We start from the raw sequence: 23,287 nt of genomic DNA, 5'->3' as shown, positions 1-23,287 counted from the left end.
TAGGGTTTAGGATAAAGGTTAAGATTCAATATTAAGTAATGACTGAATTTTACTAAGGACGATTGCTTCGTATTTATTAATTCCCGAAAAAGAATCAGCAATGCCGATAGCAGTATGCCAGATCATTTGATTAATTCCCGGAGTAAAATAAGAAGGATTGTTATGTTTAAACGTTTTGAAAGAAGTTAAAGACTCCTCTGAGGTAACTCCATTTTCCTCATACCAGTCAAAGACAATTTCAATCTGAAAAGCAGCAGCAGTATAAAATTCGTCGGTGCTATCTTCTAATAGTGTCCATTGGGTATTGATAAACTCTTTCAAAAAAGCTCTTTCTGCTGCTCTTACATTTTTATCAGAAGCAGCAACAGCATAAAATAATTTTCCCAGGCTTTGATAAAATTCAACTTGATTCTTCATAACGGCATTATTTTGTCATAAAATTCGAGAGAATAAAAGTAATTGCTAATAAGTTTTCGGATTATGATAAATATCAGTTTCTCAAAATGGTTGAAACTATATATTTGAATCCATGCGGGTTTTCCATCAAAATAATAATGTTTTTAAACTACTTTTCGGAGCGATATCAGAAGGGATTGTGGTGGTTGATAAAAACCAGGTCATAGTAGCGACCAATAAAGCAACAGATAAGATGTTTGGGTATGAGCGGGGAGAATTGGTCGGAAAAACGCTCAATACATTAATACCAGATCAATTTCATAACGTTCATCAAGGATATTTTAAAGGGTTTTATCAGGAAGCTTTAAAAAAAAGACAAATGGGAGGAGTACGATCCGTCTGTGGCAAAAGAAAAGACAGTACAGAGTTTCCGGCAGAGACAGGATTAAACCCCTTTCAGATTGGAGGAGAAGGGTATATCATGGCGCTTATTGTTGATATTTCTGAAAGAAAAGAGAAGGAACAAGAAATCGTAGCGCTAAATGCCCGTTTAGAACAGAAAATTACTGAACGCACTGCAGAATTGAAAAAGACAGTAGCAGACCTGCGACAAGAGATGAAACGCAGAGAAATTGCAGAACATAAAATAAAAGAATCTCTGAAACACGAACGGGAATTAAATGAATTAAAGACGAAATTCTTATCCATGGTTTCTCATGAATTCAAAACACCGCTAAGTGGAATTATGACTTCTGCTGCACTGGCAAAAAAGTATACAAAAACAGAACAGCAAGAGAAACGAAAAAAACATCTTGATACCATTGCCCAAAAGGTAAAATACCTGGATAATATATTAAATGACTTTCTGTCGATAGAACGATTGGAAACAGGTAAGGTACAGTATAGAAAGAACCCATTTTCAATTGTAGAAATTGTAGAAAATACCATTGGGGATTTTAGGATGCTGCTTAAAGAAGGGCAGAAGATTAATGTGTCTTATCAGGAAAAACTAACAACTATTATATCAGATGATAAAATTGTAGAACTAATTATCTCCAATTTGTTGCATAATGCAATTAAATACTCAGGAGAGTATTCTACGATCGAAATAAGCGTATCACTGAAGAACAATAATCTATCCATATCTGTCTGCGATGAAGGAATTGGAATACCAGAAGAAGAACAGAAATTTATATTCAAAAGATATTACCGGGCAGAAAATGCATTACTAGATCAGGGAACTGGGATAGGTCTTAATATTGTGAAAACGCATTTGGAAAATCTAGGGGGTAATATTATTTTTACGAGCAAGCAAAATGAAGGAACCTCCTTTCGGGTAGTACTTCCGGTAAAAACCTAACTAAGAGAGAAGATGAAAAAAGTACTCCTAATAGAAGATGATTCGGCGCTGAGAGAAAATACAGCAGAGTTACTAGAACTGTCGGATTATGAAGTGGTAACAGCCCCTAATGGAAGAGTAGGTATAGAAATGGCAAAGGAAGAATTGCCTAGTGTTGTAGTGTGCGATATTATGATGCCTGAAATAGATGGATATGGAGTATTAGAAGCCTTGTCGAAAGAAAAGACCACCAGACATATCCCCTTTATTTTTTTATCTGCCAAAACAGAACATAAAGAAATAAGAAAAGGAATGGATATGGGAGCAGATGATTATCTGACCAAACCATTTGATGAAGAAGAATTATTAAGTGCTATAGAAAGTAGGCTGGCAAAATCAATACTCTTAGCGAATACAGCAGTAGCGAATGAAAATATAGAAAAAGAATCTCCCGAAGACCAGTTGAGAAATATCCATGAGTTGAAAAACTTTTTTGATGATAATGGAGAAGAACTTACATATAAAAAAGGAGAAACGATTTATACCAGTGGAGAACATTCTAATAAAGTCTATCTGATTCTCAAAGGGGTTGTTAAAAACCACAAAATGGATGAAAGTGGAAAAGAATTAACGACAGACTTGTATAAGGCAGATGATTTTTTAGGATTTACTTCATTTATGGATAATATTCCATATCAGGAATCAGCTACGGCTGTTGAAGAGGTTGTATTAGCAGGGATTTCTAAGACAACACTAAAAGAAGTATTGGCTAAAAGTCAACAAGTGTCTATGGAATTGATGGAGTTGTTGACAGATCATCTATCAGATATTAAAGAGCAATTGCTGCAAATGGCATATAGCTCTGTCAGAAAAAAAACAGCACAAACCATAATACAGTTTGCAGAAGTTTTGGGTAAAAAACCTGAAGAAACCATAAAAATATCGAGAAATGATTTAGCAAGTGTAGCAGGAATTGCAACAGAAAGCTTGATCAGAACACTTTCCTCATTTAAAAAACAAGAATTAATAGAAATAGAAGGGAGAAATATAAAAATTCTTGACCTTCAGGGCTTGCAGTTAATCGAATAATCATTCCTGATTTTTAGAAACTGATTTATATCATTCTTTAGCAGAAGTCATAATAATACATTTGTGTCATTATACAATGTGTTATAAAAATGAAGAATATCCTTATTCCCACCGATTTTTCTGAAAATTCGTGGAATGCAATTACATATGCGTTATCCTTTTTGGAGGATCAGCCATGCAACTTTTATATAGTGCATGTCTCTCCATTAAAGGTAAATGGGACTGCTTCTTTATATGGAATAAAAAATATTGTATTAGAAAACAAAGGCGATTATAATGTAGCCGAAGAGCAGGAGAAACTGCTAGGAAGAATGCGTGAATATGCAACGGGCAAAGCTCATCGTTTTTTTATGTTGCACGAACATTCTTTTTTTATAGAAGCTATCCGCAAACAGGTAGTAGAAAATGAAATTGATCTCATTATTATGGGAACAAAAGGAGCTTCGGGACTAAAAGAAGCAGTTATAGGGAGTAATACGGGGGATGTAATTACCAAAGTACAATGCCCTGTTTTGGTAATTCCGGAAAATGCAACCTATAAACCGCCGAAGGAAATCGCTTTCCCTACAGATTTTAATATCTATTATAAAAATAGGGTGCTAGATACGATTACTGAGATTATAACAATGAAAGATGCTATGTTGCGCATTCTCCATATCTCGAAGAAAAAACAAGAATTAACAGCACTACAACATAAAAACCAGATGTTTTTGGATGATAGCCTCTCCAAAAATGAGCATAGCTTTCATTTTGAAACCCATCAAAGTATTGAAGAAGGGGTTCAGAGGTTTGTAGAAAAAAACTCCATTGATATGATTGCTATGGTAGCAAAGAATCTTAATTTTTTTCAAAAATTACTGTTCAGACCGGTTGTAGAAAATATTAGTTACCATACAAAAATCCCATTTCTGGTATTGCACGAATAGAAGAAACAAGATAAAATCCAATAGAAAAATAAAACCAAAATGTGTAGTAATTTAATTGATAAATATAATATTCCGGGACCTCGATATACCAGTTATCCAACTGTTCCATATTGGGAGAATGATACATTTTCATTAAAAAAATGGAAGGAGTCAATTAAAAGATCCTTTAAGGAGAGTAATGATAAGGAAGGGATTAGTCTGTATATACATCTTCCATTCTGTGAGAGTATGTGTACTTTTTGTGGATGTAATAAACGAATTACGAGACGGCATGAAGTGGAAGGACCATATATTAGTACTTTATTAAAAGAGTGGGAATTGTATCGAGCTCTTTTTGATGGAAAGCCAACAATAAAGGAACTACACCTAGGAGGGGGAACACCTACTTTCTTTTCTCCAGAGAATCTGGCAGCTTTGATTCATGGGATAGTACGTCATGCTAAGATAGCAGAAGATCATGAATTTAGTTTTGAAGGACATCCGAACAATACCACCCGAGAGCATTTACAGGCATTGTATGATGTTGGTTTTAGAAGAGTGAGTTATGGGGTGCAGGATTATAATAAAGCGGTTCAGAAAGCAATTCATAGAGTACAGCCCTTCGAAAGAGTAAAAAAAGTCACCGATCTGGCAAGAGAAATAGGGTATACTTCCATAGGACATGATATTATTTTTGGTTTGCCCTTTCAGACAAAAACAGAAGTAGCACATACCATAGAAAGAACAAAAGAGTTATCTCCGGATCGCCTGGCATTTTATAGCTATGCGCATGTGCCTTGGATTAAAGGAAATGGGCAGAGAGGTTATAATGAAGCAGATCTGCCTAGTGGAGAGGAAAAGCGGATGCAATATGAAATAGGAAAAGGAATGCTATCAGAAGCTGGATATACAGAAATAGGAATGGATCATTTTGCATTAGAAAATGACACCCTATATGAATCTATGGAATCTCAGAGACTACATCGAAACTTTATGGGGTATACAGCTTCTAAAACCCAATTGATGATTGGATTAGGAGTGTCCTCTATTAGTGATAGCTGGTATGGATTTGCCCAAAATGTAAAAGGAATCGAAGAATACGAACATTTAATAAGAGAAGGAGTAATTCCTGTATATAGAGGGCACATTCTTACTGAAGAAGATGAAATTATAAGAAAACATATTTTGAACCTAATGTGTCATTTTGAAACTTTTTGGGATGATGATACATTTCGTTTTACAGAATTACCTGATGTACTCGTTAGATTGCAGGAAATGGAGCGTGATTCCTTGTTGGAAATTTTACCAAATGGAATTCGTATCACAGAAAAAGGACGCCCGTTTGTACGCAATATATGTATGTCATTTGATCTGAGATTACAACGTCATAAACCAGAGACACGACTGTTCTCTATGACGGTTTAAACTGTATATCTCATAGATACAATTGGTTTTATTTTGTTTTAGGCACCTGGATGTCCCCTGGCTTTTTTATACATCTTAAAGCTTGTTCCAGGTGCCTTTCATTATGATAAATCACTACTCTAAGCGTATCCCCCAAACGCAATTTGATCCATTTAGAGATACTGATAGATGTTTTGGTCTTGCTGAGGTTTTTAGTCGCACAATTCTCCAGTATTGATAATATATCATGAAGTTGATGGTTAAACTTTTTCAGTACTGAAATATCTAGTGAAGCATTATATGGATTTTTATCCGCAAATGTTCGCATGGACTTCATTGTTTTTCCTGGAAGCATCATATTAGCAAAATAATTCCCCAGTAATCCGCTTTTGAATATCGGATTATATGAATATGGACTGTGATGGATGCTGTTTTTCATTTCGGGAATGTAAAAATCCCCGTATAAGTTTAGGTGTTCAATACATTCTAATATATTCCATGCCTGAGGAGCTGGTCGCTGTTGTAGTGCTACAATTGATAGATGTTGTAATTGTTCTAGTTTTATTAGATGTTGTTTGGTACGTTGAGTCAGGTCCTCTAGTAAGGAGGTTGTTTTTATAGTCATGGTATTTCTTTTTATTATTGAGTAAAAGTCTTTAAAAAGAAATACAAAAACCTTGATTGAAATCAAGACTTTTTAATTCGGGATAAGGTTTCAGGGCTCATTCTCAGGTAGGAAGCAATGTATTTATGCGGAACTTCCTGAAACAGCTGAGGGCTTCTTTTTAGGACCCTCTGATATCGTTCTACCGGAGATGAGGTGAGAATATCTCTTTCTCTTTCCATTTGCTGATATATAAGCATCCCAACGATTTGCTTCCATAAGCTCAAATATTCGGAAGAACTATCTATAAAATCCATAAATGTCTTCTTGCGTAACACTTTTATCTGTGTTTTTTTTATTGCTTGTAAATAGAGTTCGGAAGGTGTTTCACTGATAAAAGAGTCCAGTGCAGCGATAAAATTATTTCTATATCCGAATCGAATGGTTTGTTCTTCGGTTTCGTCAATAACATAGATGCGAATGCTGCCCTCTTGAATGTAATATAGGTTAGTGTCTATGGTGCCATTTTTAGAAAGGAACCCATTTCTGGGGATACAGATTTCTTTTTCCCAAAGATCACTGGCATGAATTTTATCTGTTAATTGTTGAATAGGGTTCATTAGTGCTCAAAATAATCGATGGTATACTGCTCTGATGTAGCTCCAGGAGTATCCATACTTCTATTATTGAGTAAAAATAGGGAGTATTTTGAGATTCTTATGATCCAGAAGGAAGAATTCCTTTATTTATAGCATTCAAAATTAGAAGAAACCACTTCTGTTACAGCTTTGGGAGATAAGTAGGGAATTCCAAGTCCCAGTCCTCGAATAATAAATAAGAGCCCAATAATAACGACAAAAACAGGGATTGCTTTGAGGATGTGACGCCGAATATTTCCTGATAAAAAACGGCTGATGTATACTGTTGCTGTCATTAGAGGGATCGTTCCGATGCCAAAGGAGGTCATGTATAGAGCACCTTCTACTATCCCGCCAGTGGCAATTGCACCGAAAACAGCCATATAGACCAATCCGCAGGGAAGAAAACCATTTAAAAAACCAATGGTGAGAAAAGTGTCATTGCTCTTCTTTTTGAGTTCTTTTCCCAATGCATTTTTTACCTTTCCAATGATAGAAAAAACCGGTTTAGATATATTATATTTAGCAAGTAGCCGATCAGGGAGTAGGACAAACAGTACCATCAGTACCCCAATGATAATAGAAAGTTTCTGCTGTATTCCGAATAAGTACAGACTTTTTCCCAATACTCCAAAAAATACTCCTATGATTGTATAAGAAAGTAGCCTGCCGCTGTGATAAAGAAATATTTGAAAAACTTTTTTCAAAGAATTATTTCTGTCTACAGGAAGCATAAAAGCAATCGGTCCGCACATGCCAATGCAGTGAAAACTACCTAGAAATCCTAATATGAGCGCTGCTACTAACACCATTAATTCGACTTACAGTGTGATTGGTTTTTTGAATAAATATGGAACGCCCTGATAGTTCCATGAGATATTGATATTCCATCGACCTGCTACCAGGCGTTCCTGAGGAATTTCTACTTTTGAGCCTTCTAACTGTATTGGTATTTCAAAATCAAGATTCTCATTAGAAGGGCGATATAAAGTGATGGTTCCTGATATTTTTGCAGGATCTAAATCCTCGGGAAAATAAATTATTAACTGATCGTCTACCTGTCTTACATTCAGGCTGTTTTTTAATAAGCTCGTATTTTTTGCTGCATCAATTTCTTTCTGAAAAGCAAGCTCCTTTTTGTAATAATCTTCTGTTACAAGGTGATGATTGTATTTTTCCTGCGTATTCATTTTTATCACAAAAAACATGATAAAAGATATGAACCCTATAAATACAAGTACGATGGATGTTCCCCAGTTAATTTTCATCTGTTTATTTTTTTTAGATTTCTGAATAGAAAGAGGTTTGTGTTTCTTTATATCCAGGAATATGCATGAGAAGCTAATCGTTATCTGAGATATGATTAAATTTCTATATGCGCATTCTATATGGTTTTATCGGCACTGCCAAGGTGTATAATGCCTCAAGCCTTGCCTTGAAATTGAAAATTTATTTCTAATGAATACCTCGCGGGCTTGCCCCGAGGTAGTTTACTTATAACTTCTAGGACCTAAAAAAGCCGTAGTTGTTGTTTCTATTAATTCTCCGTTACTGTATACACCAATTTTTAATTCGTCTTTGTCTCCATTAAGGGCAGCTCTATTGATCTCAATAAAGAGAGTTCCTTCGGATAATCCTTGTTTTGGAACTGTGAATTTTTTATGTGTAACTAATTCAATTTTACCGCTATGAGACATAAGTTCGAAATGAACATTTTCTATTTCCAAAGTGGTTTTGTTTACGAGTTTATATGTGTATACATTACTAATGATATTATTCTCTTTTCTTTCGTATAATTGTCCAGGTAGTCTGAGTATGTTTGCCTCTACATCATTTCGTAAGAAAAGCATTCCGACAAGCACTCCGATAAGAATTGTGAGAACGACACTATATCCTATAAGTCGAGGAGTGAAAGAAAACTTGGCCTTTCGCTCGATATTTTCTTCACTGGCATATCGGATAAGCCCTTTCGGCATTTTTACTTTCTCCATAATATGATCACAGGCATCAATACACGCAGTACAGTTGATACATTCTAACTGCGTACCGTTTCTTATATCAATTCCTGTGGGGCATACTTGAACACATTGAAAACAATCGATACAATCTCCTTTTCCTAATGCGGATCTGTCTTCGTTTTTTCTGAATTTTGATCGACCAGTCTCTTGTTCTCCTCTTTTATGATCATAGGCTACAATGATCGATTTATTGTCTAATAAAACTCCTTGTAGTCTTCCGTAAGGACAAGCGATGATACATACTTGTTCTCTAAACCAGGCAAAAACAAAATAGAATACTCCTGTAAATATGAGTAAAGACACCAGTGTTTTAACGTGCTTTAATGGTCCGTCAGAGATATGATGTACTAATTGGTCACTGCCAATAAAGTAGGCTAAGAAAATATTAGCAATCAAAAAAGATATGAAAAAAAAGACGGACCACTTTAGCACGCGTTTTTTGATTTTTTCGGCATTCCAGGGTTGCTTATCTAGTCGAATTTGTTTTCCTCTATCTCCTTCTATCCAGTATTCTATTTTGCGAAAAACCATTTCCATAAAAATGGTTTGCGGGCAGATCCATCCACAGAAAATACGCCCAAATGCTACCGTAAACAGAATAATGAATACGATTCCTACAATCATAGAAATGACAAACAGATGAAAATCCTGTGGCCAGAAAGGCGCTCCAAAAATATTGAAGCGGCGTTCCATGATATTAAATAAGAACAGTTGATTTCCTTTAACTTTTATAAAAGGAGCTGTAAAAAGAAAAAGCAACAAAAAATAACTAACCCATTCGCGATATGCATAGAATCGCCCATTGGGTTTTTTGGGATATACCCAGGCTCGTTTTCCATCATCAGTTACAGTACTGATAGAATTTCTGAATTTTTCGTTTTCAAGCGCTTCCAAATGGGGTGTTTTTTAGGGTTTTATTTTGTCAATATATCTAGCCAAATCGGGAGGGAATTTGGCTAGATAAGGATACAGTATTCAGCAATTATTTGCTGTTTTCTGTTTCAGGGTCTTTCCAGATATCTCCTTCTGGTTCTTTAGGTTCGGTTGGAGTTGTACCTCCTAATGAAATAACATAACTGGCAACTTGTGCAATCTCTGAAGGTTTTAGGTTTTGTTTCCAGGCAACCATCCCTTTTCCATCACGTCCTCCTTCTGAGATGGTTCTGAAAACATTTTTAATTCCTCCTCCGAGAATCCAATATGGATCGGTAAGATTTGGTCCTATTCCTCCTCCTCCGTCAGCTTTATGACAAGCAACACAATTAGCGGAGAAAGTAGCTTTACCGGCTTTTAGATCCGAAGCATCTGTTAATAAGGTTACCGTATTGGCATCGATAAGGTCTTTTGCTGTACGTTTGTATTCTTCAATCGCGATTTTCGCTTCAGCAACTTCCATTTCATACTCTTCTGCCTGGGTATAATCATTCATTATATGGAATCGAACCAAGTAAACGGTTCCAAATATGATGGTCATATAAAACCCGTAGACCCACCATGGAGGCAAATTATTGTCTAATTCCTGTATTCCATCGTAGTTGTGATCCAGAATGATTTCTGCTTCATCTTCTATAGGTTTGCTATCTAAAAGTTTTTTGTATTTTTCTTTAATCCATTTATATTGTTTCTCTTTTTTCTCTTTTTCTGCTGCTTTAAACCGTTCTTGTGCTTCCGGGCTTAAGGCCATGAATAAGGTACCTTTTACTGCACTGATACAAATCTCAAAAGCAACAGCAAACAAGGCTACCAATCCTATGATTAGTAGTGTATATGGGTTTGCTACAAATGCAGATTCATCTCCGGATTCTACTACCCATTCTATTAAAATATACGTAATAGCAATAAATGCGATTACTCTAAGATATGATGAAATCGTTCTCATGAAGTCTTTTGTTTTTCAGTTTCTATTGGAATTTGGCTCACTTGTTTTATATAATCTTTTTTGGCAGAGAATACCCACCAGAACAATGCAATGAAGAATATTCCAAAGATTAATAAGGAGATAATTGGGTATATTTCGATACCTTCAATACTTTCCATGTGTCCTTTTATAAATTTTAGCATGTTGATTATTCTTTATGGGTTACACTTTCTCCGTCTTTTATTTTGATATCAGTTCCTAATCGTTGGATATAGGCAATTAATGCTACAATTTCACGATCTCTCATTTCAATAAATTCTTCTCCGTTTTCTAGAGCATATTTCTTATCAGCTTCATAACTTTCTGCAAATTCCGGATCATTGTATAGGTTTTTCTCTATTTGAGCTGCTTGTTCATCCATCCATTTCTGGGCTCTTTCGATTTCTTCCGGTGTGTATGGGACGCCAAGAGTGACCATCGCTTCCATTTTATCTTCAGTTAGGGATCTGTCTAGTTTATCCGTGATAAGCCATTTGTATGCAGGCATAATAGAACCGGGAGATGTACTTTGCGGATCATACATATGATTAAAATGCCAGTTGTCTGAGTATTTTCCTCCGATTCGCATCAGGTCGGGACCCGTACGCTTACTACCCCATAAGAATGGGTGATCATAGACATACTCTCCTGCTTTGGAATATTCCCCATATCGTTCTACCTCACTTCTGAAAGGTCGTATCATCTGAGAATGACAAGAAACACAACTTTCTCTGATATAGATATCTCTTCCTTCTAATTCTAATGGAGTATATGGTTTCACACTAGTGATTGTAGGAATATTGGATTTGACCATTAATGTGGGCACGATCTGTACTGCTCCTCCGATAAGAATTGCAATCGTGGCAAAAATGGTTAGTTTCACAGGTCTTCTTTCTAACCAGGTGTGGTATCCTTCTTTTGCAGTTCTGTATTTTGTGATTTTTTGTAATGGAGCAGCTTCTGCTTTTTCATCTGCTACTGCGGTTCCAGCTTTGATCGTTTTATACATATTGTATACCATGATGAACATCCCCAGAATAAACATCGTTCCTCCGATAGCTCTCATCCAGTACATAGGTATGATTTGATTCACTGTCTCCAGGAAGTTACCATAGGTCAGGGTACCATCAGGATTAAATTGTTTCCACATAGATGCCTGTACGAATCCGGCAACATACATCGGAAGTGCATAAATGATTATTCCTAGTGTACCAATCCAGAAATGCATGTTGGCAAGACCGGTAGACCATAATTTAGTTTTGAATAATTTAGGGATAAGCCAGTAGATCATACCAAAAGTAAGGAACCCGTTCCAGGCTAATGCTCCTACGTGTACGTGAGCAATTACCCAATCACTAAAATGAGCAATAGCATTTACGTTTTTTAGTGAGAGCATAGGACCTTCGAATGTAGCCATACCGTATCCTGTTATAGCTACTACCATAAATTTAAGAACAGGATCTGTTCGTACTTTATCCCAGGCTCCTCTCAGTGTTAATAAACCATTAATCATACCTCCCCATGATGGTGCGATTAGCATAACAGAAAATGCAACTCCTAAATTTTGTGCCCAATCTGGTAGAGAGGAGTATAAGAGGTGATGGGGACCGGCCCAGATATAGATAAAAATCAGAGACCAGAAATGTATAATGGATAATCTATATGAATATACAGGACGATTTGCAGCCTTAGGAATAAAATAATACATCAGACCTAAGAAAGGAGTCGTAAGGAAGAAAGCAACGGCATTGTGACCATACCACCATTGTACCAGGGCATCCTGAACTCCTGCATATACAGAGTAGCTTTTTAATGCACTTACAGGAAGCTCCAAACTATTAAATATGTGTAATACAGCAATTGTAACTACAGTAGCAAGATAAAACCATATTGCTACATAGAGATGCCGTTGTCTTCGTTTTAATATGGTACCGATGAGATTCCATCCAAAAACTACCCAAATCACGGCAATGGCAATATCAAAAGGCCATTCTAATTCTGCATATTCTTTAGAAGAAGTATACCCTAACGGAAGTGTAATTGCAGCTCCTACGATGATTAACTGCCATCCCCAGAAATTGATTTTACTCAGAAGATCATTAAACATTCGTGTTTTTAATAATCGTTGAGTTGAGTAATAAACCCCTGCAAATATGGCATTCCCTACAAAGGCAAAAATTACAGCATTGGTATGCAAAGGGCGTATTCTACCAAAACTAAGCCAGGGGATTCCGTCCGTAAGATTGGGGAATAAAAATAATATCGCCAGCAGTAATCCGACGGACATTCCTATAATCCCCCAGAGAACGGTGGCATACAAGAAATTTTTTACGATCTTATTATCGTAATAGAATGTTTCCATTTTCATATTTATGATTGTTTGTCTTTCGTTAATATTGTTGTTTTCTTTTTACCTTCTCCTACCAACTCGTCATCGAAAAGCATTCGAATGGATGGAGTGTATGTATCATCAAATTGTCCATTTCTAACAGAAACAATAAATGCTACAAAGAATACGATGGCGACAATAATACTGATCGTTAATAGTATGTAAATAACACTCATGGTAAAGTCTGATTTTATTCAAAAGTAGGAGGGAACAGATTCTAAAAAAATGACATTTATCAGGTTTAACCGTAAGTGAATATGTGGTAATAAAGGACAAGGTTACCAGTAGTTTGTTATCGTTGGTAAGTATAGTAAAAACAGGTGTTCCAGGAGGTTATGTGCGATAGGGGTAAGTTGATAAGAATAAAAAAATAAGGACCTTCCTCTTATTTAGAATGAGTCTGTTTAATCCAGTGATAATTTTTCTGTAAACAGTAGGTTAAATGATGATTTTTATCATTTTTTTTGTGATCGATAAAAGTTATAGTTTTTGGACTGACCAGATACCCTCCCCAATATGCCGGCATGGGGATTTCTTTATTCCGAAACAAAGAATCGTAATGAGCGAGCTGTTCATCTAATTGTTTTCTTGAAGCAATTTTGCTTCCTTGCATAGAAGCCCATGTGCTTAATTGACTTCCTCTGGGACGTGAGTCAAAATAACCTTGTGATAAATTTACAGGGATTTTAGTTGCTTTTCCATAAATATGAACCTCCCGGGCTGCTTTTTTCCAAAAAAAAGAAAGAGAAACCAGTGGGTTGTTTCTGATAGCGATTCCTTTTTCACTATTATAATTAGTAAAAAAATAGAACCCTTCCCAAGTAAATCTTTTTAATAAAACAATCCTGTTTTTGGGAAAACCATCATTTCCAATAGTTGATAATGACATGATATTAACCTCATCTTCGGGATGTGCTTTTTCAACTTCATAAAACCATTGCTGAAAATGTGCTATCGGATTATGACTTTCTTCTTTCATGTGATTTCATTAGTTTTCGACCGGACCAATTGGTAAGAATGGTTACATAGACTAGTACCGAGATGGAACTAAGTGGCATCAATATGGCAGCAATTACAGGAGATAACTGACCGGAAACTGCAAAATATAGCCCTATTATGTTATAGAAAAAAGAAAGGATAAAGCTGGATTTGATAATCTTTAATGTTTGTTTAGAGGCAAGAATAAAGTTGTGAATTTTGGTGAACTGCGAAGCATCCAAGATCGCATCACAGGCAGGAGAAAACACATTTACATTTTCTGAAACGACAATGCCGATATCACTTTGTGCCAGTGCTCCGGCATCGTTAAGACCATCTCCAATCATGATTACTTTTTGATCGTTTTCCTGCAAGGATTTGATATGTGCTAGTTTTTGCTCTGGTTTTTGATTAAATAATAGAGTAGTACCTTTGGGTAACCAGCTTTCTAATCGTGTTTTTTCTCCTTCATTATCCCCGGAAAGGATTCCCAGTGCATATCTCCCGGATAATTTTTGAAAGAGTTTTTTAACTCCTTTTCTATATCGATTTTGAAAAACATACCGCCCTTTGTATTCATTATCAGTACTGATATGTACGGTGGTAGAAAGTGAGTTTGATGGGATTGCATTGTCTACAAAGTGAGCGGCACCTACCTTTATAGATTTTTTATTGTAGCGGGCCTCCATTCCCATTCCTGTATGTTCCTGAAAGTCGTCCAGCGTCTTAATATGTTGATCATTGAGCAATTCATAAAGGGCTCTGCTCAGCGGATGATTAGATGCTCGTAATGTGTTCTTTAATAACATCTCTTCTTCTTCATCTAAGCTAACCCCTTCATAAGTGATAGCACTTTTCTGATTAGAGGTTATTGTACCGGTTTTATCAAAAATAAGTGTGTCTGCATTGGCTAATTGCTCAATAACACTGGCGTTTTTTAGATAAAATTTATGCTGTCCGAATAATCGAAGCATATTTCCTAAAGCAAAAGGAGAAGAGAGTGCTAATGCACATGGGCAGGCTATAATAAGTACAGCAGTGAATACCTGAATTGCTTTGGATGCGTCGTAAAAGGTCCAAAAAATAGTAGCCAATGCTGCGATACATAAAATAGTTATTGTGAAATACTTACTGATGGTGTTGGTAAGATTTGTAAATGCTTCTTCTTTGTTTGTTTTGAAAACATCGTTGCTCCACAATTGTGTTAGGTAGCTTTGCTTAACAGATTTTGTAGCTTCTATTTCGATAGCTCCAAAAAGTTGCCTTCCTCCGGCAAATAGTTTGTCTCCTGTTTTTTTAGTAACAGTTTCGCTTTCTCCAGTGACAAAACTATAATCGATCTGAGCATTTCCTTCTATTAAGACACTGTCTACTGTGATTAATTCTCCATTGCGAATCAGTATACGATCTCCTTTTTTTATATCGTAAACCTGTATGTTTTCTTCTGTTTTGGCGTTTGTTGTTTCGTCTGTTTTTATTCTGGTTACTGCTATGGGAAAATAGGATTTGTAGTCTCTTTCGAAAGAAAGAAATGCGTATGATTTTTGTTGAAAAAATTTACCGAGCAACAGAAAAAAAACAAGACCGGTAAGACTATCAAAGAAACCGGTTCCCAGATCAAAAATGATTTCCGCAGTACTTCTGAGAAATAAAACTAAAATCCCCAGTGCTATCGGAACGTCGATATTTAATACTTTGGAGCGTAACCCCTTATAAGCAGAAATAAAATATTCCTGAGAACAATAGAAAACAACAGGAAGTGAAAAGGTAAACATTAACCATCTGAACATATGTTTGTATTTTTCCAGCCAATATTCAGAGACTTCAAAATATTCTGGAAATGATAAAAACATAACATTCCCAAAAGCGAAACCTGCGATTCCTAATTTATAAATGATGCTTCTATTGATGCTCTTTTTGTCTTTCTTATAATCATTAAGGCTGATGTAAGGATCGTATCCGATGGCATTTAATAATAATACGACTTCTTTTAGGGAAAAGTTTGTGTTATTATACGTAATCCGTACGGTTTTTTTTGGAAAATCCACCTGAGAAGCAGAAATCTCAGGTTGTAGTTTGTGAAGGTTTTCCAGTATCCAGATACAGGAACTACAATGGATATGTGGAATATAGAGTCGTACAATTTCAATAGAGTCATCGTGAAACTCTAACAATTCTTCTTGGATTTCAGGGGTGTCCAGATAGTCATATTTACCGGCGGCTTCTTCTGGCTTAGCTCCGGGAGCTTTCTGTAATTCGTAATATGAATTCAGTTCATTACTAGAGAGAATATCGTAAACAGTTTTGCATCCATTACAGCAGAACTTCTTTTGATCAAACTCTATAATGGTAGTATCACAGTCATTACCGCAATGGAAACAAGTATCAGTCATCATATAGGTCCCCTTAATTTTTTACAAAATTCTAAAAGAAGTAAAGGGTGGGCAATGATAAATATCATAGTTTGATATCTGATCAAGAACTAGTTTTGGGGGGTAATTATGAATTACAGGGATGTTGAAGGGGACAGAGTAATATCCAAAATTAACAAATCGGTTATTGTTATTATCGCAAACCGAATAAACAAAATAATACAGATGAAGAATATATTATTGCCAACTGATTTTTCTGATAATGCATGGAATGCGGCTAAATACGCTATAGAAATCTTTAGAGAGGAGGAATGCACCTTTTATTTATTAAATACATATACCCCCCAGATGTATAGAGCTACTTATTTGGATGGGGCACCTATGGAAAGAGGATTGAATGATTTGGCAGCAAAAAATGCACTAAGTGAATTAGAACGTATCAAGAATAAAATAAAAAAAGAGCTACCTAACAAAAACCATCGTTTAGAGAGTATTACTTCTTGTGATATTTTGATCGATAAAATTAAGTCAATTGTTGTAGAAAAAAAGATAGATCTGATTGTTACAGGAACCAAAGGCGCTACCAATGCAATTGAAATTTTTATGGGAAGCAATACGGTAAATATGATAAAGTCCGTTACGAGTTGCCCTGTGCTGGCTATTCCAGAAGATTTCGGATTTATTACTCCATCGGAAATTGCGTTTGCAACAGATTTTAATCATTTCTATAGTAAGAATGAGTTGGAACCGTTAATAGAGATGGCAAAACTCTTCAAGGCTACCATCCGAATTGTTTATATCGAAAAAACACAAAAAGAATTGTCAGAGCAACAACAGTTTAATCTAAACATGCTACAGAAATACCTGGGAGAGATTCCGAGTACTGTATATCAGATTCCTGAAAAAGATTCTGTGTCCGAAACATTGAAAAACTTTACAAAAGAATTAGATATTTATCTTTTAGCCATGTTATATTATAAGCATAGTTTTATAGAGCGATTGACAAGAGAGCCGATTGTAAAGAGAATAGGGTTTCATACGCAAATTCCTTTTTTAGTTATTCCTGAAATAGGAATGAGTGATGCATTTACTAAAGAAAAGAAAAAAGAAACGCCAAAATTGGCGTAGTATTAATAGAAACTGAATAACCTCCTTTTTTTACCTGTCCTTTGATTTTAGTATAAATCAAAGGACAGATTTTTTTTATTTTTTTAAACTGTTAGGGCAGCTAAAAGCCGTAGTGGCTAAACCAGCTTCTTTAATAGCTTTATACCCTCCAGCGATATCTATTCCATTATGAATTCCTCTGCTTTTTAATATAGATAATGCAATGATGGATCGGTATCCTCCAGCACAATGCAGGTAGAAAGGAGCTTCATCGGGGAAAGCATCCAGATAATTGTTAATAGCATCCAGAGGTGTATGTATTCCGTCTTCCAGGTGTTCAGCGGTGAATTCTCCTTCTTTTCTTACATCAAATACAGAAGCGTTATTTTTTTTCAGTTGGTCCTTTAACTCTTCTGCAGAAATCGAATGAATCGTATCAACTTGTTTTCCTTCTTTTTTCCAACATTCTATTCCTCCCTTTAGATATCCAAGGGTGTTGTCAAATCCTACTCTTGATAGGCGCGTAATTGTTTCTTCTTCTCTTCCTTCTGGGGCTATGAGAAGAATGGGTTGTTGCACATCAATGATTAATGCACCTACCCACGGAGCAAATCCTCCATCGATACCGATAAAAATAGAGGAGGGGACATGTCCTTTGATAAAGGCGCTTTGATGTCTCACATCCAGAATCAATGCGTTGGTTTCTTTCGCTATAGATTCAAAAGCATCAGGGGATAAAGGGGTTGTTCCTTGTTTTATAATTGTATCAATGTCAGTATACCCTTCTTTATTTAATTTTACGTTTGCAGGAAAATACCCAGGTGGAGGTAACAAGCCATCGGTGACTTCTTTGACAAATTCTTCTTTAGTCATATCAGCGCGCAACGCATAATTGATCTTTTTTTGATTACCTAAAGTGTCTACGGTTTCTTTCATCATATTTTTCCCGCAAGCAGAACCCGCTCCATGAGCAGGATATACAATTACATCATCTGCTAGCGGCATGATTTTATTACGAAGGCTATCGAATAACTTTTCTGCTAATTGTTCTTTTGTGAGGTTTGCTGCTTTTTGGGCTAGGTCAGGGCGCCCCACATCTCCAAGAAATAAGGTGTCTCCACTAAAGATAGCATGATCTTTTCCCGTTTTGTCTCTTAGTAGATAGGTCGTGCTCTCCATTGTATGTCCAGGGGTATGTAATGCTACAATAGTTATTTCTCCTAATGAGAATTCTTGCAGATCTTTTGCAATAGTTGCTTTAAAAGAAGGAGCGGCAAGGGGACCATAAATAATTTCAGCATCAGTTTCTTTGGCAAGAGTGAGGTGACCACTTACGAAGTCTGCATGAAAATGAGTTTCAAAAATATATTTAATCACGGCATCATTTTCTGTTGCTTTATCGATATAAGGTTTTACCTCGCGTAGAGGGTCGATGATCGCCACTTCTCCTTTGCTCTCGATATAATATGCGCCTTGAGCCAGACATCCTGTATATAGTTGTTCTATCTTCATATGTGCTGTTTTAATTTATTTTATATTTCTATTCAAAAATAGAAATGAGTGTTTGTTTTATGTTTTGCAAACATATCAATAAAAGAAGTGCTTTTTGACTCTCAGGACATCTTCTTTGATATGCGGATTAATTTTCTTGATTTGCTCTATATGTAATCAGTTGTTTTTTTGCTTCAGAATATCCTAGCTCGAATACCTTATCCAGATTGTAAGCATTGAAAATTCCGTAGTTGACTAACTCTTCTGGTTCTACCAGAATATTGCAATGCTTGAAATTATTCTGGGCATTAGCTATGGACATCAAATAATATGCTCTTTGCATTACATTATATGCATGTTTAAAATCTTTAGCGGTAGGTTTTTTGACAGGAGTTACATTAACTCCTAAAATCATATCACAGTGATTTATCAAAGGGGTAATCGGAAAGTTATCCATGATCCCCCCATCGGCATATAATGCATTGCCTATTTTTATCGGAGAAAAAATCCCCGGAAAAGCGGCAGAGGCCAGAATAGGTTTGATAAGTTCTCCACTACTAAATACCTTACTGGTTCCTTCGATGAGATTCGTAGTCGTAATAAACAAAGTACGCTGTAATGATTCAAACGTATTCTCAGGGAAAAAAGAGCTGAAATCGTCATAGAATTTTTCAGAATCAAGGAACCCTGGTTTTTTTCGAGTGAATTTATTAAATCGGAATAAAGGTGTTTTCTTAAAAAAAGATTTAATCGCTGTAATGGAATATCCGCCTGCATAGAGTGCACCAACAATTGCTCCTGCACTACTACCGGAGATATACTGGGGGGTGATTCCAGCTTCTTCGAATGCCAGAAGAGCACCTAGGTGAGCAATTCCTTTATATCCTCCACCCGAAAGAACCAATCCTATTTTTTTCTGATGATTCATATGGTAAAAAGCATAAAATATATAGAATAATGTTTTACAGGCTTTATGAATAGAATACAATTAGTGAATAACTGTTTCTACAAAGTTACTTTTTTTTAATCATTGTCCAGAATACAGCAAAGGAACTTCTCTCATTGTATATCTTCATGTATTACTAATAGAGGAACAATCGTTTTGTAACTGATATTAATGTTTTTTGACCCTGTTATATATCGTTCGATTAATGTTTCTTTTTTTATGAACATTGCGTTAAGATCAATATTCATGATTTGGATAAAACTATTGATTGCTTCTTTAGTGGAAACATTCACAATAGGGTGATAGGATTGCGGAATATTACTAAAAAAAGACTCCAGTTGTTTTTTAGTATTTGTTTCTTCATTTTTGATGTGTTCTTCATTTTTTATATTTAAAATTTTCAGGTGTGCTGCGTGGTTTTGTAAGATTGTTTTTAATGGACTCAAGAGATGTGTAGGGCAGTTATTAGAGTTATCAACAGTATAGAGTACATTTTGAATCGATTCGAAAATATATCCTTTAGGAACAATAAGGACTGGGCAGCTGGTATTCCTAATAACATTCACGGTATTGCTTCCGAAAATAACTTCTTTGAATCCCGAGACTCCATTTGTCCCCATAACAATCAAATCAATATTTTTTGCAATTATGATTTGATTGATGGCATCAGTAAAAGGGTCATATTCTATTTCAGGAATAAAGTGATAAGATTGATGAGGATATTTTGCGCTGAGTGTATGAATCAAGCTAGTTAATTTATCGCTGTCCTCCTGGATAATGGAATCTTGTATTGAAGCAGATGCATCTGATGACATTAAATTTCCGGTTTGATATTCGGAGGTCTTTTGGACATGTAAAAGATGAAAGCTACAAGTCTCCCCTCTAAAAAAATCTAAAGCATACGTAATTGCATGTAATGAACTGGTTGAAAAATCGGTGGGTATTAAAATGTGGTTCATGACTTTTTAAAGATTTGAAGTCTCTAAAGTATGCGATCAGTTATAGGAGGGCAATGATATATATCATGCTATCTGCATAATGCAGTTTTTCTTTATTGTTGATTTTTGTAAGAGGTTTATATAAAAGAGAGTATGTATCCTGAGACAGCTCCTCCAAGGATAATCCATAGGGTGTTAATTTTTTTGAAAAAGAAAAAACAAATAAGACTACCGCAACAGATAAGAATGCTTTTCCAATCAATTAGAATATCGTTCCCCATTTTGATAAGTACCGAAATCATAATAGCTACGGCTGCAATATTTACAGCATCCAAAAAATAACTTAAAAAGACAGATTTTCTCATTTTAGGAATTAGAGGATTCAGGATAAGAACAAAGAGAAAGGAAGGCAGAAACATTCCTAAGCTAGCAGCAATTGCTCCCCAAAAGCCATTGAGTTGATATCCAATAAAGGTAGAAGTTGATAAAATTGGTCCCGGGGTGAATTGCCCTATGGCAATGGCATCTAGTAATTGTTGTCTGCTGAGAAGTCCTTTGGCAACTAATTCTACATCCAGATAGGCAAAGAGTACATATCCACTTCCATATAAAATACTCCCTACTTTAAGGAAGGTCCAAAAAGTTTTGGTAGTGGAAAATAATGTAGCAGAAGAAGATACAGATTGAAAGAATATTATTGGAGCTAAAGAAAGGTTTTTTTGGGAGGTATTGGAGGTTATGAAAAAAAATAGAGCGCCTATAATACCAGCAGCTAATAAGGCTGTAATCTCATTAATTCCCACAAAACTGGCAATAAGTGTTGCTATTCCTAGAATAGCTAGCGGAATATTTTTCAAGGCCTTTTTGCCTAGTTTTAATACAGCAGAAAGAATAATAACCAACACAGCAGGTTTTATCCCATACATAAACGCATGTACTTCGGGGATTGTACCATAGGTCATATATAACCAAGCTAGAAGCCCGGTAATAAGTACTGCCGGAAAAATAAAACAAATCCCTGCGATGAATAATCCTGGAATCCCTGCTCTTTTATGCCCACAATGCATGGTCATTTCGGTAGAATTAGGACCGGGAATCAGATTTGTTGCTCCCATCAGGTCTAAAAAATGCTGTTGGTCCATCCATTTTCGCTTATGGACGATTTCTTCTTCCATCATAGCTATATGGGCAGCAGGTCCTCCAAAAGCGAAACACCCTAGTTTTAAAAAAACAGTAGCAACTTCTGTAATGTGTTTTCTTTTGCTCATAGGTTATATGATGTTTGGTATAAAAATACGATAAAACATGTATAAAAAAAGAAGCCGTCTTATTACGAATAATAAGACAGCTATCTTCCAGTTGAGTTCAAGGGGGTGTGTATGTTGTTAAGTTAATTTTATCATATCCACTATATCAGAACCATAAGCCATAAACTCTTAATGAAGGATCTTGTGCACTGGTAAATGTTCCAGATGTATTGCTAAAGTTTTGAGTATTAGTAGAAAAAGATCCTTTGCTTTCATAGAATAACCCATCCGTACTAGTTAAAAAGTTAAGAAGGGGAGCAAGAGGTCCTTGTAAAGCATTAGCATTATTGTTTCCAGGACCAAGATATTCTAAGAATAACTTTTTATCCTCTATTTTATGTTTGAATATAAAAGGACTCCATATATTTCCATTAGCACTAGGAGTATTAACCCATAATGTAATATTACCATTATCATCAGGAATAATGTTCAATTGAAAAGCTTGAAAACTAATTCCAAAGGCAGCTATGTTGTTGTTAACTGTAGCAATTAAAGAATTAAATCCTTGAGAAATTAAAGGATTAGAGCCATAAGGAATGTGGTACAAAAATCTATTAAGTCCACTTCCTATTTTTAATACATCATTGGTAATAAAAGCAGGGCGATCTGCAAAACCTATAGATGCCATTGTATCTCCAACAGTAGCAATAAAAGATTGTTTGGAAGCATCATATATAAAGTTCTCGTAAGTAACTCCTTCTATTTCTACCGGGGGGCTAATAATAAGACCTTCTGTAGTAAAAGCAATTCCGAATTTAAGCTCAGAAACCGTTCCGTCTTCTGCCTGATTTCTAGGGTTAGCGTGATATCTGAGACCATCATAGTTTAGGTTATAGTTAGTTTCTCCATTTGCATTTATTATAATGAATTGTTGAAAAACAGAAGAAGTTTCAGAAGGAACAAGGTTTTGTCTCATTGCCAATAAATCAGGAACCTGGTTCCAGTCATCCTGCTGTGCAGGTTCGAAAACTAAGATTGCCTCATGTCGAGGTTCTCTAAATGTTATTTTTCCGTCATTTTTGCTAATATATTCGAAAATGGAATTTCCTTCGTATCCTGAACCAATCAACCCTGGTAGGTTACTGTCAGAAAGTTTATGGATGTGGTTTCTGGTAGTAAATACCAGTTCAGTAGTACTTCCTAAACGCACTTCATATCGGCTTGACTGAACCTCGGTATTAGCATCTCCATCCGATGTCATTTCTACTGTTCCATCAGCATTAAACTTCATAAAAAAAGTAAATCCTCCGTATTTTTGGTTATTAGGAAAATAAACAACTTTATAACCATTCGTCTCTGCTAAAAGTAATGTTTGAAGCTCAGCATTTCTTGCTTCAATTCGTTCGGTTGGGGATTGTTCAAAAACCGTTTCTTCATCATCACTACAAGAGGATACCACCATCATTAGTACTAATAATAAGTAACACGATATATTTTTTATTATATTTCGATTCATAATTTCTTGTCTT

At 35.7% G+C, this 23,287-nt stretch carries 22 protein-coding genes; 5 read left to right on the top strand and 17 right to left on the bottom strand.

Annotation, left to right across the window (positions count from 1 at the left end):
* Positions 1–18 precede the first annotated feature (18 nt).
* Positions 19–417: a hypothetical protein gene (locus HN014_RS05575; protein WP_176027898.1), complete on the bottom strand. Its 399-nt coding sequence runs from the start codon at positions 415–417 to the stop codon at positions 19–21.
* A 112-nt stretch (positions 418–529) separates the two neighbouring features.
* Here HN014_RS05575 and HN014_RS05570 point away from each other — a divergent pair, with 112 nt between their 5' ends.
* From HN014_RS05570 to hemN, 4 genes are all read left to right on the top strand, one after another.
* Positions 530–1,756, top strand: a complete 1,227-nt coding sequence (locus HN014_RS05570) for a PAS domain-containing sensor histidine kinase (RefSeq protein ID WP_176027897.1) — start codon at positions 530–532, stop codon at positions 1,754–1,756.
* Positions 1,757–1,768: 12 nt separating this feature from the next.
* Positions 1,769–2,824 (top strand): response regulator, encoded by a 1,056-nt coding sequence (locus HN014_RS05565; protein ID WP_176027896.1) that lies wholly within the window; start codon positions 1,769–1,771, stop codon positions 2,822–2,824.
* An 89-nt stretch (positions 2,825–2,913) separates the two neighbouring features.
* On the top strand, positions 2,914–3,750 hold the full coding sequence (locus HN014_RS05560) for a universal stress protein (protein WP_176027895.1): 837 nt from the start codon (positions 2,914–2,916) through the stop codon (positions 3,748–3,750).
* Positions 3,751–3,789: 39 nt separating this feature from the next.
* Positions 3,790–5,154, top strand: coding sequence for an oxygen-independent coproporphyrinogen III oxidase (gene hemN, locus HN014_RS05555; RefSeq protein ID WP_176027894.1), 1,365 nt, complete (start codon positions 3,790–3,792; stop codon positions 5,152–5,154).
* A gap of 28 nt (positions 5,155–5,182) precedes the next feature.
* Here hemN and HN014_RS05550 read toward each other — a convergent pair whose 3' ends face one another.
* From HN014_RS05550 to HN014_RS05500, 11 genes are all read right to left on the bottom strand, one after another.
* Positions 5,183–5,758, bottom strand: coding sequence for a DinB family protein (locus HN014_RS05550; RefSeq protein ID WP_176027893.1), 576 nt, complete (start codon positions 5,756–5,758; stop codon positions 5,183–5,185).
* A 62-nt stretch (positions 5,759–5,820) separates the two neighbouring features.
* Positions 5,821–6,357, bottom strand: a complete 537-nt coding sequence (locus tag HN014_RS05545; protein WP_176027892.1) for a Crp/Fnr family transcriptional regulator — start codon at positions 6,355–6,357, stop codon at positions 5,821–5,823.
* Between the two features lie 122 nt (positions 6,358–6,479).
* On the bottom strand, positions 6,480–7,184 hold the full coding sequence (locus HN014_RS05540) for a sulfite exporter TauE/SafE family protein (protein WP_176031043.1): 705 nt from the start codon (positions 7,182–7,184) through the stop codon (positions 6,480–6,482).
* Positions 7,185–7,196: 12 nt separating this feature from the next.
* Positions 7,197–7,643, bottom strand: a complete 447-nt coding sequence (locus tag HN014_RS05535; protein ID WP_176027891.1) for a FixH family protein — start codon at positions 7,641–7,643, stop codon at positions 7,197–7,199.
* Positions 7,644–7,865: 222 nt separating this feature from the next.
* On the bottom strand, positions 7,866–9,287 hold the full coding sequence (ccoG, locus tag HN014_RS05530; RefSeq protein WP_176027890.1) for a cytochrome c oxidase accessory protein CcoG: 1,422 nt from the start codon (positions 9,285–9,287) through the stop codon (positions 7,866–7,868).
* An 88-nt stretch (positions 9,288–9,375) separates the two neighbouring features.
* On the bottom strand, positions 9,376–10,272 hold the full coding sequence (locus HN014_RS05525; protein WP_176027889.1) for a cbb3-type cytochrome c oxidase N-terminal domain-containing protein: 897 nt from the start codon (positions 10,270–10,272) through the stop codon (positions 9,376–9,378).
* The gene (locus HN014_RS05520) at positions 10,269–10,454 is read right to left on the bottom strand and encodes a CcoQ/FixQ family Cbb3-type cytochrome c oxidase assembly chaperone (RefSeq protein WP_176027888.1); all 186 of its coding nucleotides are present in this window, start codon (positions 10,452–10,454) and stop codon (positions 10,269–10,271) included. The genes HN014_RS05525 and HN014_RS05520 overlap by 4 nt, the downstream gene beginning before the upstream one ends.
* Before the next feature lie 5 nt (positions 10,455–10,459).
* Positions 10,460–12,658 carry a cytochrome-c oxidase, cbb3-type subunit I gene (gene ccoN, locus HN014_RS05515; RefSeq protein ID WP_176027887.1) on the bottom strand — a complete coding sequence of 733 codons (2,199 nt, stop codon included), beginning with the start codon at positions 12,656–12,658 and terminating at the stop codon, positions 10,460–10,462.
* Positions 12,659–12,660: 2 nt separating this feature from the next.
* Positions 12,661–12,855 carry a cbb3-type cytochrome oxidase assembly protein CcoS gene (ccoS, locus tag HN014_RS05510; RefSeq protein ID WP_176027886.1) on the bottom strand — a complete coding sequence of 65 codons (195 nt, stop codon included), beginning with the start codon at positions 12,853–12,855 and terminating at the stop codon, positions 12,661–12,663.
* Between the two features lie 209 nt (positions 12,856–13,064).
* On the bottom strand, positions 13,065–13,658 hold the full coding sequence (gene pdxH, locus HN014_RS05505) for a pyridoxamine 5'-phosphate oxidase (protein ID WP_176027885.1): 594 nt from the start codon (positions 13,656–13,658) through the stop codon (positions 13,065–13,067).
* Positions 13,639–16,053, bottom strand: a complete 2,415-nt coding sequence (locus HN014_RS05500; RefSeq protein ID WP_176027884.1) for a heavy metal translocating P-type ATPase metal-binding domain-containing protein — start codon at positions 16,051–16,053, stop codon at positions 13,639–13,641. The genes pdxH and HN014_RS05500 overlap by 20 nt, the downstream gene beginning before the upstream one ends.
* Before the next feature lie 201 nt (positions 16,054–16,254).
* On the opposite strand from HN014_RS05500, the gene HN014_RS05495 reads away from it, so the two are divergent.
* The gene (locus HN014_RS05495) at positions 16,255–17,157 is read left to right on the top strand and encodes a universal stress protein (RefSeq protein ID WP_176027883.1); all 903 of its coding nucleotides are present in this window, start codon (positions 16,255–16,257) and stop codon (positions 17,155–17,157) included.
* A 75-nt stretch (positions 17,158–17,232) separates the two neighbouring features.
* Here HN014_RS05495 and HN014_RS05490 read toward each other — a convergent pair whose 3' ends face one another.
* The 5 genes from HN014_RS05490 to HN014_RS05470 form a co-directional block, all read right to left on the bottom strand.
* A complete protein-coding gene (locus HN014_RS05490; protein ID WP_176027882.1) occupies positions 17,233–18,648 on the bottom strand; it encodes a rhodanese-like domain-containing protein in 1,416 nt (471 codons plus the stop codon).
* Positions 18,649–18,775: 127 nt separating this feature from the next.
* Entirely contained in the window at positions 18,776–19,555 is a 780-nt protein-coding gene (locus HN014_RS05485) for a patatin-like phospholipase family protein (protein WP_176027881.1), read from the bottom strand.
* A 131-nt stretch (positions 19,556–19,686) separates the two neighbouring features.
* Positions 19,687–20,532, bottom strand: coding sequence for a universal stress protein (locus HN014_RS05480; RefSeq protein ID WP_176027880.1), 846 nt, complete (start codon positions 20,530–20,532; stop codon positions 19,687–19,689).
* Between the two features lie 116 nt (positions 20,533–20,648).
* Positions 20,649–21,779, bottom strand: a complete 1,131-nt coding sequence (gene chrA, locus HN014_RS05475) for a chromate efflux transporter (RefSeq protein WP_176027879.1) — start codon at positions 21,777–21,779, stop codon at positions 20,649–20,651.
* Positions 21,780–21,924: 145 nt separating this feature from the next.
* Positions 21,925–23,274 (bottom strand): DUF4302 domain-containing protein, encoded by a 1,350-nt coding sequence (locus HN014_RS05470; protein WP_176027878.1) that lies wholly within the window; start codon positions 23,272–23,274, stop codon positions 21,925–21,927.
* Positions 23,275–23,287 lie beyond the last annotated feature (13 nt).

The sequence above is a fragment of the Aquimarina sp. TRL1 genome (assembly GCF_013365535.1).
GTDB classification, from domain to species: domain Bacteria; phylum Bacteroidota; class Bacteroidia; order Flavobacteriales; family Flavobacteriaceae; genus Aquimarina; species Aquimarina hainanensis.
This window is presented reverse-complemented; position numbering and strand designations above follow the sequence as displayed.